Below are 17,263 nucleotides of genomic sequence, written 5' to 3'. Positions count from 1 at the left end.
GATGGCGGAATTGGAAACGGTTATCGTTAAAAGAGGCAACAGCAAGCCTCGTGCCAATTATTTTTCCTTTATCTTTCAAATGCTTATTTGATCAACTTCAGGCAAGTGGGGAATTCCTTTCCCCAATTCCCCACTTTTTACTCAGGTCACCCATTCCCCACAGTTGGGGAAATATCGGGCTACAACGGGGCATCGTCCGCCAGCCCTTGCAGGCGGCGGTACTGACGCAGGACGGTAGGCACGTAGCGCCGGGTTTCAGCAAAGGGTGGGACGATCCGGCCCCGGCTGATAACGGCATCGGGGCCGGCGTTATAAGCGGCCACGGCCAGCTTGATGTCGTTGTCGAACAGCTTCATCAGTTGCTTGAGATAGCGAGCGCCGCCTTGAATGTTGGCGGCTGGGTCCAGCACATCGACCACCCCCATTTCCCGAGCGGTGTCGGGCATCAACTGCATCAAGCCACCAGCGCCCTTGGGCGAGCGAACGCGGGGTCGATAATTGGATTCGGCCTTGATCACGGCATGTAGCAAGGCCTGGGGCAAGTCATTGGCGCTGGCCGCCGCGGCGACCATGTCGGCGTATGGCAAGTCAGCAATCATCTCGGGCTTGGAGATCGTCGCGCCAATGGCAACCCCCACCTGCGGGGGTTCACTCACCACTCGCTCGTAATGCCTGCCAGCACGGTGGACGTTGGACAGTACATAGCTGCCACCGGCCGTGACCGAGACATAGATATCGGCCTGGGCCGGAGTCGCTAGGGCTGCCCAAAGCAGCATTCCGATGGTCATGGTGCGCATACCGCGCCCTCCCTTAACTGCCCCCTGAAAGTGGGGGTTATGCCCCAACTGCCAGGGCTTTGAAGGGTATGAGCAAGCACCGTGCCGGATGCCGGAAGCCTTTGACTGCGTGGCTTGCACGCCTTGTGCACGCTGGCGTGCATGGCAATTGCATGCGAGGCAATTGGAAAGCCCTGTGCGAGGGTCTACTGGAGACAATCATGGACAATCAAACCGCGTTCACCCGGCGTCGCCAGCAGGGCTTCACCCTGCTCGAACTGCTGGTGGTGCTGGTGGTACTGGGGCTGTTGGCCGGCATCGTCGCACCCAAGTACTTCAGCCAGTTGGGGCGCTCCGAGGCCAAAGTGGCCAAGGCGCAGATTGAAGGCCTGGGCAAGGCGCTGGACCTTTATCGCCTGGAGACCGGCCACTATCCCTCTTCCGAACAAGGCCTGCAGGCCCTGGTGGTGGCGCCCAGCGACGAAACCCGCTGGACAGGCCCATACCTGCAAAAGAAAGTCCCGCAAGACCCCTGGGGCCGTAACTACATCTACCGCTACCCCGGTGAAAACGGCGAATACGACCTGGTGTCGATGGGCAAGGATGGCCAGCCCGGCGGCGAAGGCGAAAACGCTGAAGTGAACAGTTGGCAATGACAGGAGCCTGAGCATGCGCTTTCAATTAAAAGCGGTCGGCAAGGCCGGCGTGGTGTCACTGCAAATCGACGCCCCCGACGCCGCCCATGCCACCCGCCAGGTCGAAGAGCAGGGCTTGCGGGTGGTCAGCGTGCGCGGCAGCCAACGCTGGCAACGGCTGGGGTGGCGGCGCAAGGAGCACTTCAACCTGGTGCTGTTCAGCCAGGAGCTCACCACCTTGCTCAACGCCGGCTTACCGCTGATTGATGCACTGGAAAGCCTGGCGGAAAAGGAAACAGCCCCCCAGGCCCGTAAAACGCTGACCGGGTTGGTCCAGCTGCTGTACGAAGGCAAGTCTTTCTCCCAAGCCCTGCACCAGATCCCTGCGGTGTTTCCGGCGCTGTATGTGGCGTTGGTGCAATCGAGCGAAAAAACCGGTGCGGTGGCCGACGCCTTGGCCCGCTACGTGTCGTACCGCAAGCGCATGGACGAAGTGAAGGAAAAAATCATCAGCGCCTCGATCTACCCGCTGCTGCTGCTGATTGTCGGCGGTGGCGTGGTGCTGTTTCTGATGGGCTACGTGGTGCCGCGCTTCAGCCTGGTGTTTGAAGGCCTGGGGTCCAACCTGCCGTGGCTGTCGCAAATGCTGATGAATGGCGGCCTGTTCCTGCATGCGCACCAGGTCGAATTGGCTTTGGTAGCGGCCGGCAGCATTGCGGGGTTGGTGATACTGCAACGACAACCAAAATTTCGCCGCCTGGTAAATCGCCTGATCGAGCGCGTACCGACCCTCCACAAGCGCATCTTCATGTACGAGCTGGCCCGCTTCTACCGCTCGCTGGGCATCCTGTTGCAAGGCGGTATCCCGATTCTCACCGCCATGGGCATGGCCCGCGGCCTGCTCAGCGCAGGCTCGCGCCACCGCCTGGACGGCGCAGCGGAACGGGTACGCGAAGGCATGGCGCTTTCCGATTCATTGGAAAAAAATGGGCTGGTGACGCCGGTGTCGCTGCGCTTGCTTCGAGCGGGAGAGCAATCGGGGAACCTAGGGCAGATGATGGAACGCAGCGCCGATTTTTACGACGAAGAAATCAGCCGCTGGATCGAATGGTTCGTGCGGTTGTTCGAGCCGTTGCTGATGACGTTTATCGGGTTGTTGATTGGGGTGATTGTGATCTTGATGTACATGCCGATTTTTGAATTGGCTTCAAGTATTCATTGACCGGTCGGGCCTCATTCGCCGGCTTTGCCGGCTCCCACAGAGATTTACATCGCAATGCATTTTTCAGGGCGCCACACAAAAACAGCCAGGCACCTGATTATTGTGGGAGTCGGCAAAGCCTGCGAATGAGGCCAGATAACCTGCCGCAGATTTAACGACCGGCTTGGATTCGCTCATCCACAACTCGGGCCTCGATCAGTTCCAGCATTTTGGCGCCTTCGGTGACCAGTAACGCCGCAGCGTCGAACGCAGCCCAGAGGTCTTTGTCTTCGGCGGTCGTGGGACGTTTTTAAGCAGGTCGCGGTCGAGGCTGACGCGGTGGTTGGCGCAGATCACAAGGTCGAGAGGGTGGCAACTGTACGCAGGTTAGCAGACCGGTAGTGGCCTCATTCGCAGGCTTTGCCGGCTCCCACAATAATCAGGTGCATGGCTGTTTTTGTGTGCGCCTCTCAAAAATGCAATGCAAATCTCTGTGGGAGCCGGCAAAGCCGGCGAATGAGGCCCGTGAGTGCGCTACGCCGCCAACCGATCCGCCACCGCAAAAATTGAGCGAGCGGTACGCTTACCGCATTGCCAAAGATAGCAACTCCAAACTGACGGGCGTTTGACTTCTAATGACCCCCTGACTGTCCTGTAATTCATGCACCGTTGAAAACAGCGATGCTTTACTATCTAACTAATATTCCAAAAAAGTAACCTCACTCACCTGACTTACCCTATCGATTGTATGACTACGTCGCTTAGGTTTTAACCACTCCCCCTCGGCCGGTTTGGTAAAGATACGCGTCTCATATTGATCGGCAAACTTAGCCTTGGATTTGCCAGAAGGCACAGTATCTCGAGAGGTGCTGAGTTCAGCGTTTGCCTTAACCATCCTTTCCCTGCGGTCCCGAAGCCTGGTAGATCGGTCCAGTCTTTGTGAATCATTTGTGACGGAGGGCTTCCTCGGTCTTAGCAGTGCAACGATTCGCTCATAAAAATGGCCTGCGGGATCCCTGTGATTAATGGAATCCCCCTTGCAATAAGCGAAACTATTTATACCGCCCTTGCCAAAGGGGCTTAGACTGTCCGGACTGTTGAATTTCCCGAGAACAGTATTGTACGCACGACAACCATTACCCAACATATAAAACCCGACGACTATTTCCCGGACTTCCCCATTGAACCCCAGCATGCTCAATGATTGGCCACTATGTCCATACATGGCATAAGTCTGGATTTGAGTTTCAGAGACCCCAGAGATTCGAAGTACCGAACCTTGTTGATCAGTGGCGAGCCAGTGAGTGCAGTGGCTGTCCATACTGACAATTCCTTGAAAAACAATAAACACCGAAAGTCACACTCTATTTGAATGACGAAAATTTATAACTAATGGAAGTGCTAGGCTTTCAAATATGAAATGAAGGGTGCGGGAGCGACGATGGTTGCACTGCCTACCGAGACGCCGTGTAAGGCCATCGTGAATGGCATGACCTTGTTCAGCGGCTAGTAGTGCTGCGAATAATCGCATTCCGATCGGACAACCCGTTTAGTATTTGAAGCGCCGCAGGCCATGTTCCTGCGGCTTCACGAATGTGACCACCCAACAAAGGAACATTGGTTACCATTGACCGAAAATCACTCCATCTCTGATCACTATTCAAGCTGTCTGCAAAGGAGCGCCACCGATTGGGGTCTGCGGTAGTCTGTTCTATCAGTGCTATTGCACCGTCTAGCTGCCGCAGCCGTAGATGATTGAAGCGCCGTTCCGCCTGTAATTGTTCGTGCCTGATCCGTTGCCTCATCAGACCACGATCTAACTGTCGGTCTTCAAGGTTGAGCTGAATCGATCTATTTTCAGCATTTTGGATCTCCGATAGTTCAGGTCTGCGGGGTTCAGTAAATCCTCGACGTACGCCTGTAGGCCTTGGAGCACCTCGAGGCCGCGCATTTTCTTTGTTGGCGATTCTGACCTTGACGTGCCCCGTTGGATCTCCAAAGTTAACAGGATCACCGGCACAATACGCATACGCATTCAGTCCGCCCTTACCAAATGGGCTGAGTCTATCGGCACTGTGCAAACGCATCAGTATTGGATTATAGGCTCTGTAACCATTGCCCAATAAATACGCCCCGATCATCGACTCACACAACTGCCCCTCATAGGCTAACTGCGGGCAATTAACGAAATTAACTTTCAAATACCCACCTGGCGCATAGGACCACCACCGAAAAGCCTGGAAAGTTGAATGACGAATGACAGATCGCTGGTTATCGGTCGCCAGCATTGAAACTGAATTAGACATGTGAAGCTCCAAGCAGAGCAATTTCAAAATATTACTCAGAACGCCAGGGGTGGGATAGCTATCAGAACTGTTAGGTACGCACAGCGTGATCCTATTACATTCCGATCTTTGAGTTGGCTTCAGATATTCATTGACCTGTAAGGCCTCATCGCCGGCAAGCCGTGCTCCTACCTCGATGGATGGTGCTCGCATCGGTAGGAGCACGGCTTGCCGGCGATAGAGCCACCGCGGTGTGTCAGGCATGACGCCTCGCGGGCACATAGACTTGCGAAGATTTAACGACCGGCTTGGCTTCTCTCATCCACAACCCGTGCCTCGATCAGTTCCAGCATTTTGGCGCCTTCGGTGACCAGCAATGCCGCAGCGTCGAACGCAGCCCAGAGGTCTTTGTCTTCGGCAGTCGGGGGGACGTTTTTAAGTAAGTCGCGGCCAAGACTAACGCGTTGGTTGGCGCAGATCACAAGGTCGAGAAGGTCGGCTTGGGTGTCGAGGTGCAGGACAGCGGGTTCGGTCAGCGGACAGTAGAGCGGGATGAAATGAGACATCGAATAGTGCTCCTAACTTGATTAAGAGCCACCTGAAATCGCTGCTAAACGAGTTTAGGGTGGCGACTGTACGCGGGTTAGCAGACCGGTAGTTAGGACCCGGCGCACCCGAAGGTGCCCCACGCACAGCCGCCATAACGTTTTGCTCGGGAACGCGAGCGCTCACGGAACGATGACGGTCTGTGGTCCTAACTAAACAGGGCTGCTAAACCCGGCCGCTGATGTGCAGCGACGGGGCGCAGATTAGCGTCGCAAGGATGGCAACGCAACCGTGGTGGCCTCATTCGCAGGCTTTGCCGGCTCCCACAGAGATTTGCATTGCATTTTTGAGAGGTGCACACAAAAACAGCCATGCACCTGATTATTGTGGGAGCCGGCAAAGCCGGCGAATGAGGCCCGTGAGTGCGCTACGCTGCCAATTTATCCGCCACAGCGGCAGACGCCGCCAACATCGCCCGCAGCAACACCGCGCACCCCGCCGCCAGGTCCTCAGGGTCGGCATTCTCGATTTCGTTATGGCTGATGCCGCCTTCGCACGGCACAAAGATCATCCCCGCCGGCCCCAGTTCTGCCAGGAAGATCGCGTCATGTCCTGCCCCGCTGACGATATCCATGTGCGACAAGCCCAACCCTTGCGCGGCGCTGCGAACGGCCTCGACGCAGCCCTGCTCGAAGTACAGCGGCGGGAAGTCGGCGGTCGGCACCAGTTCAAAACTCAGCCCATGTTGCTGGCAGGTGCTGTCGATCACATCGCGCACCTGGGCGATCATCGAGTCCAGCCTTGCCGGCTCCAAGTGACGGAAATCCAGGGTCATGCGCACTTCGCCGGGAATGACATTGCGCGAGCCGGGATAGGCTTGCAGGCAACCGACGGTGCCGCAGGCATGGGGTTGATGCTCCAGCGCCACACGGTTGACCGCGCCGACCACCACGCTCGCGCCCACCAAAGCATCCTTGCGCAGGTGCATCGGGGTGGGGCCTGCGTGGGCCTCGACACCGCGCAAGGTCAGGTCGAACCATTTCTGCCCCAATGCACCCAGCACGACACCGATGGTCTTTTTCTGGTCTTCCAGAATCGGCCCCTGTTCGATATGCGCTTCGAAATACGCACCGACGGCATGCCCCGTAGGTTGCCGCGGGCCGGCATAGCCGATGGCATTGAGCGCATCGCCCATGGTGATGCCCTGGGCATCGACCTTGGCCAGGGTTTCTTCAAGGGTGAATTTTTCGGCGAACACCCCCGAGCCCATCATGCACGGCGCAAAGCGCGAGCCCTCTTCGTTGGTCCAGACCACAACCTCCAGGGGTGCTTCGGTTTCCACACCCAGATCATTGAGGGTGCGGATGACTTCAAGTCCGGCCAGCACACCAAAACAACCATCGAACTTGCCACCGGTAGGCTGGGTGTCGATATGGCTGCCGGTCATGACCGGTGGCAGGTCTGAATTACGTCCGGGCCGGCGGGCGAAGATATTGCCCACGGCATCGATGCTGACAGTGCAACCGGCCGCTTGGCACCATTGCACAAACAGATCCCGCGCTTGGCGATCCAGATCGGTCAGTGCCAACCGACAAACCCCGCCCTTGACCGTCGCACCCAGCTTGGCCAGTTCCATCAGCGATGCCCAGAGGCGTTCGCCGTTGATGTGTCGTTGACTCGATTGCAGCACCTGGTTGACTGAGTCCATGAACCTCTCCTTGGGCATCATCGGGGGGCTTGAGCCCTCTTGGTGTTTCAAATGGAAGTCTTGATCCGGCCAGGTGCCTGCTCACGACGCAGACTGCACAACCCCAGATACAACAGGCCACCCAGCGCAGAGCCGGTAAACCAGCCAAAGTCGTAGAACCAACTGAAGGCCGAACTGCCCAGCGACAGTACCGTCAGCACCACTGGCACGCCGAAAGCGATAAAGCCTGCGCTGTTCCAGGCGGGATAAACGTCGTCTCGGTACAATCCGGCCAGGTCCAGGCGCTGCTTCTTGATCAGGAAGTAGTCCACCACCATGATCCCGGCGATGGGCCCCAGCAGGCTCGAGTAACCCAGCAGCCAGTTGGAATACACGCTCTCCAGGCTGACATCGGACTCCAGCCAGCCAAGTTTCTTGAGCAGCTCGTGGGCCATCAGGGCAAGGCCCACCACGCCGGTCAGCAGTACCGCCTTGGTGCGGCCGATCAGCTTGGGGGCGATGTTCTGGAAGTCGTTGGTGGGCGAAACGATATTGGCGGCGGTGTTGGTCGACAGCGTGGCGATGATGATCAGTGCCATGGCCAAGGCCACCCAGACCGGGCTCTGGATATGCCCAATCAGGGTGACCGGATCAGACACGGTTTGCCCTACCAGCGAGGCCGAAGCCGCGGTCATCACCACCCCCAGGGCGGCAAACAGGAACATGGTCAGCGGCAGGCCGATGATCTGCCCCAGGATCTGGTCTTTCTGGCTTTTGGCGTAGCGGCTGAAGTCAGGGATATTCAACGACAGGGTCGCCCAGAAGCCCACCATGGCGGTGAGGCCGGCAAAAAAGTAGCCGGTCACACTCGCGCCCTCGGGGCGCTTGGGTGGCTGGGCCATCAGTTCGCTGATCGACACGTTAGGCAAGGCCCACACCAGCAGCCCTGCGCCCACTAAAACCAACAAGGGTGCAGACAGCGTTTCCAGCCACTTGATCGATTCGGCGCCACGCAGCACCACCCACAGGTTCAACACCCAAAAAATCATAAAGCCAATGACTTCACCGGTGCCGCCCAGGCTTTTCCAATCCGCCGACAGCGACCCCAGGAACAGGTGAATCGCCAGCCCGCCGAACATCGTCTGGACACCGAACCAGCCGCAGGCGACCAGCGCCCGAATCAGGCAAGGCACGTTGGAACCTTTGATGCCGAAGGAGGAGCGCAACAGCACCGGGAACGGAATGCCGTATTTGGTGCCGGGAAAGGCATTCAAGGTCAGGGGAATCAGCACCACGATATTGGCCAACAAAATGGCCACCAGCGCCTCACCGACGCTCAGCCCGAAATAGGCTGTGAGCACCCCGCCCAGTGTGTAGGTCGGGACACAGATCGACATGCCCACCCACAAGGCTGTGATGTGCCACTTGTTCCAGGTCCGCTCGCGGACCTTGGTCGGGGCGATGTCGTGGTTGTAGCGAGGGCTGTCGAGTACGTCGCTCCCCGTTTCCAGTTCCATCAGGCCGTTTTGCTCAATGACGCGCGAATGAGTCGTTTGCATGTGGCCGCTCCAGGGAAGCTACGCAGGAATACCCATAAGGAAATCTTGACTATTTCTGCAACCTGTCAAGGCAGTCAGCCAGCCGTCGGTCACTTGCGCCTGTATTGATACTCACTCAAAGCCTTGAAAAAGGGGGATTTTGAATGGTTATAAGTTTATTCCAGACGGCCTTGCCGATTCCTCAACGGGCAACTAGATTCCAATCTTGACAGCCGCGACGGGAACATCGCGCTGTACGACACCAAGAACCGGCAAAAGCCGGTCCAGCCTGCGAGGAACTCGGTATGACGCTGTTGATCCGGGGGGCCACCGTGGTCACCCACGAAGAAGTTTATCGTGCGGATGTGTTGTGTGTCGGCGGCCTGATCCAGGCAATCGGTGAAAACCTGGAAGCCCCTGTGGATTGCGAAGTGCTCGACGGCAGTGGCCAGTACCTGATGCCCGGTGGCATCGACCCTCATACTCATATGCAACTGCCCTTCATGGGCACGGTGGCCAGCGAGGACTTCTTCAGCGGCACCGCGGCGGGCCTGGCAGGCGGCACCACTTCGATCATCGATTTCGTCATCCCCAACCCGCAGCAATCGCTGCTCGAAGCCTTCCATCAATGGCGCGGCTGGGCGGAAAAATCTGCATCCGACTATGGCTTTCATGTGGCGATCACCTGGTGGAGTGAACAGGTGCGCGAAGAGATGGGAGAGCTGGTGGCCCACCATGGCGTCAACAGCTTCAAGCACTTCATGGCCTACAAGAACGCAATCATGGCCGCCGACGACACCCTGGTCGCCAGCTTCGAACGCTGCCTGGAATTGGGTGCGGTGCCCACCGTACATGCCGAAAATGGCGACTTGGTGTATCACCTGCAGCGCAAGCTGATGGCCCAGGGCATGACCGGCCCGGAAGCGCACCCGCTGTCGCGCCCCTCACAAGTAGAAGGCGAAGCCGCCAGCCGAGCCATTCGTATTGCCGAAACCCTCGGCACGCCCTTGTATCTGGTGCATGTCTCGACCCGCGAAGCGCTGGATGAAATCCGCTACGCCCGCGCCAAGGGCCAACCGGTCTACGGTGAGGTCTTGGCCGGGCATCTGTTGCTCGACGACAGCGTCTATCGCCACCCAGACTGGCAAACCGCAGCCGGCTATGTGATGAGCCCCCCCTTCCGCCCTCGCGGCCATCAGGAAGCCCTGTGGCAAGGCCTGCAATCGGGCCACCTGCACACTACCGCCACCGACCACTGCTGTTTCTGTGCCGAGCAAAAAGCCGCTGGCCGAGACGATTTCAGCAAGATCCCCAACGGCACGGCCGGCATCGAGGACCGCATGGCGGTGTTGTGGGATGAAGGCGTGAACACTGGCCGGTTGTCGATGCAGGACTTCGTTGCACTGACCTCGACCAACACGGCCAAGATCTTCAACCTGTTCCCGCGCAAGGGGGTGATCCGCGTCGGCGCCGACGCCGACCTGGTGCTTTGGGACCCGCACGGCACCCGCACCATTTCTGCCGCCACCCATCACCAGCAGGTGGACTTCAACATCTTCGAAGGCAAGACCGTACGTGGCATCCCCAGCCACACCATCAGCCAGGGTCGACTGGTGTGGGCCAACGGCGACCTGCGCGCCGAGCGTGGCGCAGGTCGTTACATCGAACGCCCGGCCTACCCTGCGGTGTTCGACCTGCTGAGCAAGCGCGCCGAGCACAACAAACCCAGCGCCGTAGAACGCCGCCCGGCATCTGAATAATCAGAACCATGAGGTCATCACCGTGATCGAGTCTCTGAACCATTTGCTTCGGCCCAACGCCGACGCCGCGACCCTGGCCGAGCGCTTCAGCGATCTGGCCCCTCCCCTCAACGACCGCCAGGCCGCCCTGGAAAGCGCGCGCTGCCTGTACTGTTACGACGCCCCTTGCGTGAACGCTTGCCCGAGCGAAATCGACATCCCGTCATTCATTCGCAATATCCAGCAGGAGAACGTCCAGGGCGCGGCGCAGAAGATCCTCTCGGCCAATATCCTGGGCGGCAGTTGTGCGCGGGTATGCCCCACCGAAGTGCTGTGCCAGCAAGCCTGCGTGCGCAACAACGCCCATGAATGCGCCCCCGTCCTGATTGGCCAGTTGCAGCGCTATGCGCTGGACAATGCCCACTTCAGTGAATATCCGTTCCAGAGCGCCGCCGCCACAGGCAAGCGCATTGCTGTGGTGGGTGCAGGCCCAGCCGGGCTCTCCTGCGCGCACCGATTGGCGCTGCATGGCCATGAGGTGGTGATCTTCGAGGCGCGCGAGAAAGCCGGCGGCCTGAACGAATACGGCATCGCCAAGTACAAGCTGGTGGATGATTTCGCCCAGCGCGAGTTGGATTTTGTGTTGCAGATCGGCGGCATCGAGATTCGTCACGGGCAGCGCCTGGGGGCCGACATCAGCCTGACTGAACTGCACCAGCAATACGACGCCGTGTTCCTGGCCATGGGCCTGGGCGCCAGCCGTGCGCTGGGCCTGGACAATGAAGAGGCTGCCGGTGTGCTCGCCGCCACCGACTACATCCGCGAACTGCGCCAGAGCGACGACCTCAGCCAACTGCCGCTGGCTGATCACTGCGTTGTCATCGGCGCGGGCAACACGGCCATCGACATGGCCGTGCAAATGGCCCGCCTGGGTGCCCGCGATGTCAACCTGGTGTACCGCCGCGGCCCCGCCGACATGGGCGCCACCGAGCATGAACAAGCCATTGCCAAGGACAACCAGGTACGCCTGCTGACCTGGGCCCGGCCCGAGGAGGTGTTGCTCGATGATGCCGGCCGAGTGCGCGGTATGCGCTTTGCCTGCACCCACCTGGTCGACGGTCACCTGCAGGACACGGGCGAAACGTTCGAGCTGGTCGCCAACGCCATCTTCAAGGCCATCGGCCAGACGTTCGACGAAGGCGCCCTGAGCGACCCGTTGGCTCGCACCCTGGCGCGCGATGGCGACCGCATCCGGGTCGATGAACAGCTGCGTACCAACGTCCCCGGCGTGTATGCCGGTGGCGATTGCAACGCCCAGGGCCAAGACCTCACGGTGCAAGCCGTGCAGCACGGCAAGCTGGCCGCCGAAGCTATCCATGCCCAATTGATGCTCAATGTGGAGGCTGCATAAATGGCCGATCTGTCGATTGAATTTGCTGGCATCAAGGCTCCCAACCCGTTCTGGCTGGCGTCGGCACCGCCGACCGACAAAGCCTACAACGTCGTCCGAGCCTATGAAGCGGGTTGGGGCGGCGTGGTCTGGAAAACCTTGGGTGAAGACCCGGCGGCGGTGAACGTGTCGTCGCGCTATTCCGCCCACTACGGGCCCAATCGAGAGGTATTGGGCTTCAACAATATCGAGTTGATCACTGACCGCTCGCTGGAGATCAACCTGCGCGAGATCACCCAAGTCAAGAAAGACTGGCCGGATCGAGCACTGATCGTGTCGTTGATGGTGCCCTGCGTCGAGGCGTCATGGAAGGCGATTCTGCCGTTGGTTGAAGCCACCGGTGCGGATGGCATCGAACTCAATTTTGGCTGCCCTCACGGCATGTCGGAGCGCGGCATGGGGTCGGCGGTCGGCCAGGTGCCGGAGTATGTCGAGCAGGTGACGCGCTGGTGCAAGCAACATGGCTCTCTGCCGGTGATCGTCAAGTTGACGCCGAACATCACTGACATTCGCCAGTCGGCGCGGGCGGCGTTGCGCGGTGGTGCCGATGCGGTGTCGCTGATCAATACCATCAACTCGATTACCAGCGTTGACCTGGACCGCATGGTGGCCCTGCCCATCGTCGGTGATCAAAGTACCCATGGCGGGTATTGCGGCTCGGCGGTCAAGCCCATCGCCTTGAACATGGTCGCTGAAATCGCCCGCGACCCGCAGACCCGCGGCCTGCCGATTTGCGGGATTGGCGGCATTGGCAGCTGGCGCGATGCCGCCGAGTTCATGGCCATGGGCAGTGGCGCGGTGCAGGTGTGTACGGCAGCGATGCTGCATGGTTTTCGCATTGTCGAAGACATGAAAGATGGCCTGTCACGCTGGATGGACAGCCAAGGCTACACACGCATCAGCGACTTCTCAGGGCTTGCGGTGGGCCACACCACGGACTGGAAAAACCTGGACATCAACTACCAGGTGATCGCCCATATCGACCAACAGGCCTGCATTGGCTGCGGGCGGTGCCACATTGCTTGTGAAGACACCGCACACCAGGCCATCGCCAGCATTGCCAAGCCCGATGGCACCCATCGTTATGAGGTGATCGATGCGGAATGTGTGGGCTGCAACCTGTGCCAAATCACCTGCCCGGTCGAGGGCTGCATTGATATGCAAGTACAGGACACCGGCAAGCCTTTTCTGGACTGGACCCATGACCCAAGGAATCCCTACTGCGAAGCGTCTTGAAAAACCGCTGGCCGGGGGGGCGCTACGCGCCCCATCGCGACCAGGGTCGCTCCCACATTTCATTATGAAAGTCACAAATCGAGCCGTGTCAGTCGCAGGCGCACAGGGAGCAGACCAGGTAACGCAGCCCGTTGTATTTGCCACGATGACGTATGACGCCTGCCATGGCCGGTGAGCCGCAGGCCGGGCACAAGCCGAGGTAGTCGCAGGTCGGCGAACGCTGGCGCAGGGGCCATGCCAAGCGCCGCGAGGCTAGAACCCCCAAGGCCGATCACTGCGACCTTGAAGAACTGCCGACGGTTCAGGTCCATCGTGCACTCCTCATCAGTTGGAGAACACTTGATACTTTAGATCGTTCTGAAAACGGACCGTCGGCAAGCCTTGGGCCCCAATACAGACCGACCGCTTCAATAGCGCTGGTGATGGCCCCCGTCGTAATACCGTCCATGATCGTGCCCGCCTCCGTGGCCATGGCGATGGCCGTCTTGCCAATAAGGCCAGCAGCCACCCAGTAACACGACGGCCGTTACCATCAGGATCATTCGCGCGGTAGCTTTCATTTGAGCGTCTCCAAACAGAAGCCGCTGTTGCAGATTCAACAGGCTTCAATCGATCTCATCGTCATACCAGTCTTCGTCCTCATCGTCGTCCAACAAGGGTTGAACCTCTTGCTCACCCTCCTGCTCATCCTCATAGAATTCAGGGTCGAGCAAGTGATCGTGTTCAGGCTCGTGGAGATCATTTTCGGCGCTCATCAATGTATGCCTCTGCAAAAGTGGCCACCTATATAGGCGTAGCGCAGGAGCGCGTCAACGGTTGACCATCAGTCGGATCGAGGGAGCTGATTGTTCAATGACCTGTACGGGTTATTGTTAAATAGCCGTCAATTCAATCACTTGTGCAAATAAGTTAGTAAACACAATATCACTTTAGTATTAACTACAACTAAAGCAGTGATGGCTTTCTGCCGCCATTGCGTTGACGTTTTGTTCATTAAACACAGCGCACAATGAACTATTTCTGAAACGACACGATATTAAACTTGCTCACTGCTCAACACCCATGATTAATTAACAACCTTAGTGAACCATGACTTATTGAAAGGACGCCGGAATGTCCCCTACAACTACGCATTCGTCTCGCGGCTGGCAATGGGCCTATCGCAAGCTTCGCGACTTGCACTGCTCTCGTGCCACTGCTTTTTATCGCGCGACCCTATTGGCTCTTCGCGGTGATTCTGGGTCTTTCATTAACGACACCACCCAGCAAAAAATACGCCTACGTCGCTAATCGCTCGTTTGATTTGCCAAATTTTCACCCTTGTGTTGCCGAAAAATAGATAATTGCCGGCTTTTTTCACCGTGCCCGTTCATCGAGCTGGTGCGCTCGTCTATTTTAAGGATTCACATGTTTCTCAAGCGGCCCTCCCTCCTGCCCTACCTGCTGGTTGGTGCGGGCACTGCCCAGGCCGAAGGCATCGACCTGATGCCGCTGGAAGTCACCGCGACCCGTGCCACCTCCGACTGGCTGCAAGCCCCGACCGCCGTCAGCTCGATCAGCACCGCCGATTCACCGGGCGAGCAAATGCTGACCCTCGACAGCCTGTGGCGTTGAACTGGACGGCTCAATTGAGCGACACCGACAGCTATCAACTGCGCGGCTGGGTGGGCCAACGCGACTTCGGCAACCGCCTGCCGATCAGGAACGGCGGCCAGACCACTTATGCCCGGCTATTCGCCGGTGCCGGCGTGCAATACTCGCATCTGGCCAACGGGTTCGGCCTGGGCCAGGCGTTGACCGTCGGTGTCGACCTTGAACAGCAACGCGACGATCGTGAGCGTCACGACAGTCTGTTCGGCGGCCATACCGGCGACCTCACGCTGCGTCAACGAGAAAAAGCCGGCAGTTACGGGCTCTATGTGCCGGTCGTTACTATGAACCGGGGCCAGGAAGGACGTGGTATGCAGGGCTGAAAGTGAGTATTTGAGGGGCTGCGAAGTCACGGCGGACGCGCTCCACCCTCAATATTTCCTGATACAAATACTCGATTTTCCGCCCAGCACTGGGGTGGTAGTGTCTGCGCCACCTCCGGGCCACCAGGCCCAACAGTCGGCATGGATGCCAGCCCCTTGGAGCGATGAAATGGAAGGCGTACACACCCTACGTGAAAAACGGGAGCAAGAGGTTCTTTCAGTCTCTGCGCAACAAATGGTGGATTACCTCAACAACAAAGCACCCGGCGTCATGTGCCTTTATTGCAAGAAATCCGAATACGCCGTTCCCAATGACCCTACCGGTAAATCCGCTGCTGTCGTCACAGCGCCTGTGCCCCATGTCAGTGGTATGGGTGCCTGGCTGTACATTGTCATGTGCCCGGAATGCGGCCATTCCACACTGTTCAATGCACATATTGTCAGCCAACAGATACTGGAACTCACCTAGTGGCTGCGGCACTCGACCTCGGTGGATTTGATCCGCTACCGCAGGCCCAGCCTTTCCAGGGACTCAAGACAAAACTTCATTTTTGCAGCAATCTGATCGCTTTCTCCACGGTTCAAAACAACGACGGCAGGACGCCCGTTGTTCTGGAGCTCACTCGTGCAAAAGGACAAACCATGACGAGAAGGGACATGTTTTTCACGGTGACAGCCCCCATCCTGGCCTCCGTGGTAACCGTCATGCTGGCAGTGTGGTCGATGTATACCCGATTGGACGACACCATTCACGCCCAACGTAGCACCCTGGCCTCTGACATCAAGGAGGTCTCGGGAAAACTGGAATCACAATCCCATGCAACGGTCCGGCTCGAGGCTGAGATGGTCAAAGTGTCAGCCGAAGTCGCCAAGGCAAAGAACGAAGTACTCCAGAAGGTTTCTGAGCTTTCGACTCGTCAGGTCATCCTGGAAACCAAGGCCGAAACCAGCGCTAGTCGGTGACACGCGAGAGCTTGGGCTTCTTGGGGAGTGGCGTAGGACAATCAAGCGCCACCCCTTTGCACGCATGGCTCAGTTGATAGGTATCAACTGCTCGCGTTGCGCCTTTGTAAGGTTGTCGATCAGTGCGACGCTCAGATTAACCGGAGCAGTAGCTGCCAGTGGTCGCCCCATATCTGCCGAAGCACTTTCGGGTAATTTGTACATGGCTCCAGTCAGAGGGTCGACGATCAACAAGCCGATAACGCCGCCGATCAAGAGGTTGCCCCAATACCAGCCGCTGAGACTGGAGTCCAACTCGATTGTCTTATCCGGGTAGCCTTCCTTTTTGAAGCGCAGCGTGTAGGTCTGTCCAGAGAAATACCCCTTCCCTGACTTCAAGGTGACAGTACTTGGCGTATTGCCTGTATGTACGACAGCGCCTGTCTTATCTGTGATTTCGAAAGAGGCACCGGCCGGAGCGCTAGATATCGCGACAGGATAGCGCGATTCACCCACTATACTCGCGCAGCCCTGAACCGCTAACACAGCAGCCACTGCAGCTGCTCCAACCATTTTCTGAATCACCATTGTAAAGCTCCCTATCGCCGTCATTGGCCAGGCCGAGCATCGGCCGCCAGCGATTGTAACAAAATGATGCCACATAGCCATCATTTCCATTTGGAGCCGTACACCAGAGAGTGCCCACACCCTGTGGGCACTCTACTCTTGGCATAGAAAGCTCAATCTTCAACTCAACCGCGAAAAACACCGTCAGGTGATATCGCCGCAGAAAAGATCCATATTACCGTCCGCCGGGCTGGCTCTTAGAACCAGCGCATAGTCGCCGGAACGAAGTTCATTAAGCGTCACGGGCGCTACTTTCGAGAGTTGAAACAGCGGCGTCATATAGTCGGCGGTCACGATCCGGTTCATTTCATAGGCCGGCTTCGGTCCCAGGTTCTGGCATGTTCCAGAATAGATGTAGGTATGAATACGGGCAGGCAGCGAGGTCCAGCCTGGAACGCCAGCGACGATAATCGAAACACTGGTGTCATTTCCCATCGGTACCATGGTGGCTTGTGCAATGTGCCCAGCGTTGTATTGAGTAGCAGCAAGGGGGATGTTGACGACATGACGCTCAGCTGTCGTCGTGCAGCCTGAGATCCACCCAACCGTTACTACCAACGCCAGTGAGGATACGATGTTCATCGTTATGCTCCTGATTTAAGGGTGCGTTGCAGTAATCCCCCCCGTA

The 17,263-nt window shown here is 58.1% G+C and carries 18 protein-coding genes and 2 pseudogenes; 9 read left to right on the top strand and 11 right to left on the bottom strand.

From position 1 onward, the window contains the following. Positions 1 to 179: 179 nt before the first annotated feature. Entirely contained in the window at positions 180 to 797 is a 618-nt protein-coding gene (locus AC3IX4_RS12785) for a transglycosylase SLT domain-containing protein (protein WP_489260874.1), read from the bottom strand. A gap of 200 nt (positions 798 to 997) precedes the next feature. Here AC3IX4_RS12785 and gspG point away from each other — a divergent pair, with 200 nt between their 5' ends. Further along, positions 998 to 1,432 carry a type II secretion system major pseudopilin GspG gene (gene gspG, locus AC3IX4_RS12780; RefSeq protein WP_489260873.1) on the top strand — a complete coding sequence of 145 codons (435 nt, stop codon included), beginning with the start codon at positions 998 to 1,000 and terminating at the stop codon, positions 1,430 to 1,432. Between the two features lie 13 nt (positions 1,433 to 1,445). Beyond that, on the top strand, positions 1,446 to 2,633 hold the full coding sequence (locus tag AC3IX4_RS12775) for a type II secretion system F family protein (protein ID WP_489260872.1): 1,188 nt from the start codon (positions 1,446 to 1,448) through the stop codon (positions 2,631 to 2,633). A 676-nt stretch (positions 2,634 to 3,309) separates the two neighbouring features. Here the strand turns inward: AC3IX4_RS12775 and AC3IX4_RS12770 are convergent. The 5 genes from AC3IX4_RS12770 to AC3IX4_RS12750 all read right to left on the bottom strand — a co-directional run bounded on the left by AC3IX4_RS12770 (position 3,310) and on the right by AC3IX4_RS12750 (position 8,689). Further along, the gene (locus AC3IX4_RS12770) at positions 3,310 to 3,837 is read right to left on the bottom strand and encodes an RHS repeat-associated core domain-containing protein (protein ID WP_489261279.1); all 528 of its coding nucleotides are present in this window, start codon (positions 3,835 to 3,837) and stop codon (positions 3,310 to 3,312) included. Between the two features lie 274 nt (positions 3,838 to 4,111). After that, positions 4,112 to 4,918, bottom strand: coding sequence for an RHS repeat-associated core domain-containing protein (locus tag AC3IX4_RS12765; RefSeq protein ID WP_489260871.1), 807 nt, complete (start codon positions 4,916 to 4,918; stop codon positions 4,112 to 4,114). 275 nt (positions 4,919 to 5,193) lie between these two features. Then, on the bottom strand, positions 5,194 to 5,463 hold the full coding sequence (locus tag AC3IX4_RS12760; protein ID WP_489260870.1) for a hypothetical protein: 270 nt from the start codon (positions 5,461 to 5,463) through the stop codon (positions 5,194 to 5,196). A 407-nt stretch (positions 5,464 to 5,870) separates the two neighbouring features. After that, positions 5,871 to 7,151, bottom strand: coding sequence for a Zn-dependent hydrolase (locus tag AC3IX4_RS12755; RefSeq protein WP_489260869.1), 1,281 nt, complete (start codon positions 7,149 to 7,151; stop codon positions 5,871 to 5,873). 47 nt (positions 7,152 to 7,198) lie between these two features. Continuing rightward, positions 7,199 to 8,689 carry an NCS1 family nucleobase:cation symporter-1 gene (locus tag AC3IX4_RS12750; RefSeq protein WP_489260868.1) on the bottom strand — a complete coding sequence of 497 codons (1,491 nt, stop codon included), beginning with the start codon at positions 8,687 to 8,689 and terminating at the stop codon, positions 7,199 to 7,201. Positions 8,690 to 8,973: 284 nt separating this feature from the next. Here AC3IX4_RS12750 and hydA point away from each other — a divergent pair, with 284 nt between their 5' ends. From hydA to preA, 3 genes are read left to right on the top strand one after another with little or no spacing between them, the layout of a single operon-like run. After that, the gene (gene hydA, locus AC3IX4_RS12745) at positions 8,974 to 10,428 is read left to right on the top strand and encodes a dihydropyrimidinase (protein WP_489260867.1); all 1,455 of its coding nucleotides are present in this window, start codon (positions 8,974 to 8,976) and stop codon (positions 10,426 to 10,428) included. A gap of 22 nt (positions 10,429 to 10,450) precedes the next feature. Next, on the top strand, positions 10,451 to 11,818 hold the full coding sequence (locus AC3IX4_RS12740) for an NAD(P)-dependent oxidoreductase (RefSeq protein WP_489260866.1): 1,368 nt from the start codon (positions 10,451 to 10,453) through the stop codon (positions 11,816 to 11,818). Next, positions 11,819 to 13,093, top strand: coding sequence for an NAD-dependent dihydropyrimidine dehydrogenase subunit PreA (gene preA / locus AC3IX4_RS12735; RefSeq protein ID WP_489260865.1), 1,275 nt, complete (start codon positions 11,819 to 11,821; stop codon positions 13,091 to 13,093). It begins immediately after the preceding gene. Between the two features lie 91 nt (positions 13,094 to 13,184). Here preA and AC3IX4_RS12730 read toward each other — a convergent pair. The 3 genes and pseudogenes from AC3IX4_RS12730 to AC3IX4_RS12720 all read right to left on the bottom strand — a co-directional run. After that, positions 13,185 to 13,286: pseudogene (locus tag AC3IX4_RS12730) on the bottom strand (formate dehydrogenase accessory protein FdhE); the annotation flags it as partial. A 16-nt stretch (positions 13,287 to 13,302) separates the two neighbouring features. After that, positions 13,303 to 13,404: pseudogene (locus AC3IX4_RS12725) on the bottom strand (hypothetical protein); the annotation flags it as partial. A gap of 294 nt (positions 13,405 to 13,698) precedes the next feature. After that, on the bottom strand, positions 13,699 to 13,848 hold the full coding sequence (locus AC3IX4_RS12720; protein WP_489260864.1) for a hypothetical protein: 150 nt from the start codon (positions 13,846 to 13,848) through the stop codon (positions 13,699 to 13,701). A gap of 652 nt (positions 13,849 to 14,500) precedes the next feature. Here AC3IX4_RS12720 and AC3IX4_RS12715 point away from each other — a divergent pair. The 4 genes from AC3IX4_RS12715 (at position 14,501) to AC3IX4_RS12700 (ending at position 16,029) form a co-directional block, all read left to right on the top strand. Next, positions 14,501 to 14,707, top strand: a complete 207-nt coding sequence (locus tag AC3IX4_RS12715; RefSeq protein ID WP_489260863.1) for a hypothetical protein — start codon at positions 14,501 to 14,503, stop codon at positions 14,705 to 14,707. Between the two features lie 14 nt (positions 14,708 to 14,721). Then, positions 14,722 to 15,066, top strand: a complete 345-nt coding sequence (locus AC3IX4_RS12710) for a hypothetical protein (protein WP_489260862.1) — start codon at positions 14,722 to 14,724, stop codon at positions 15,064 to 15,066. Positions 15,067 to 15,235: 169 nt separating this feature from the next. Further along, a complete protein-coding gene (locus tag AC3IX4_RS12705; protein ID WP_489260861.1) occupies positions 15,236 to 15,535 on the top strand; it encodes a hypothetical protein in 300 nt (99 codons plus the stop codon). Then, positions 15,535 to 16,029: a hypothetical protein gene (locus tag AC3IX4_RS12700; protein ID WP_489260860.1), complete on the top strand. Its 495-nt coding sequence runs from the start codon at positions 15,535 to 15,537 to the stop codon at positions 16,027 to 16,029. Before AC3IX4_RS12705 ends, AC3IX4_RS12700 begins: the two co-directional genes overlap by 1 nt. A gap of 69 nt (positions 16,030 to 16,098) precedes the next feature. On the opposite strand, the gene AC3IX4_RS12695 is transcribed toward AC3IX4_RS12700, so the two are convergent. Further along, the gene (locus AC3IX4_RS12695) at positions 16,099 to 16,596 is read right to left on the bottom strand and encodes a peptidase associated/transthyretin-like domain-containing protein (protein WP_489260859.1); all 498 of its coding nucleotides are present in this window, start codon (positions 16,594 to 16,596) and stop codon (positions 16,099 to 16,101) included. 183 nt (positions 16,597 to 16,779) lie between these two features. Then, positions 16,780 to 17,217, bottom strand: coding sequence for a hypothetical protein (locus AC3IX4_RS12690; RefSeq protein WP_489260858.1), 438 nt, complete (start codon positions 17,215 to 17,217; stop codon positions 16,780 to 16,782). Between the last annotated feature and the right edge of the window lie 46 nt (positions 17,218 to 17,263).

The organism is Pseudomonas sp. KH_021, assembly GCF_057838865.1.
This window is presented reverse-complemented; position numbering and strand designations above follow the sequence as displayed.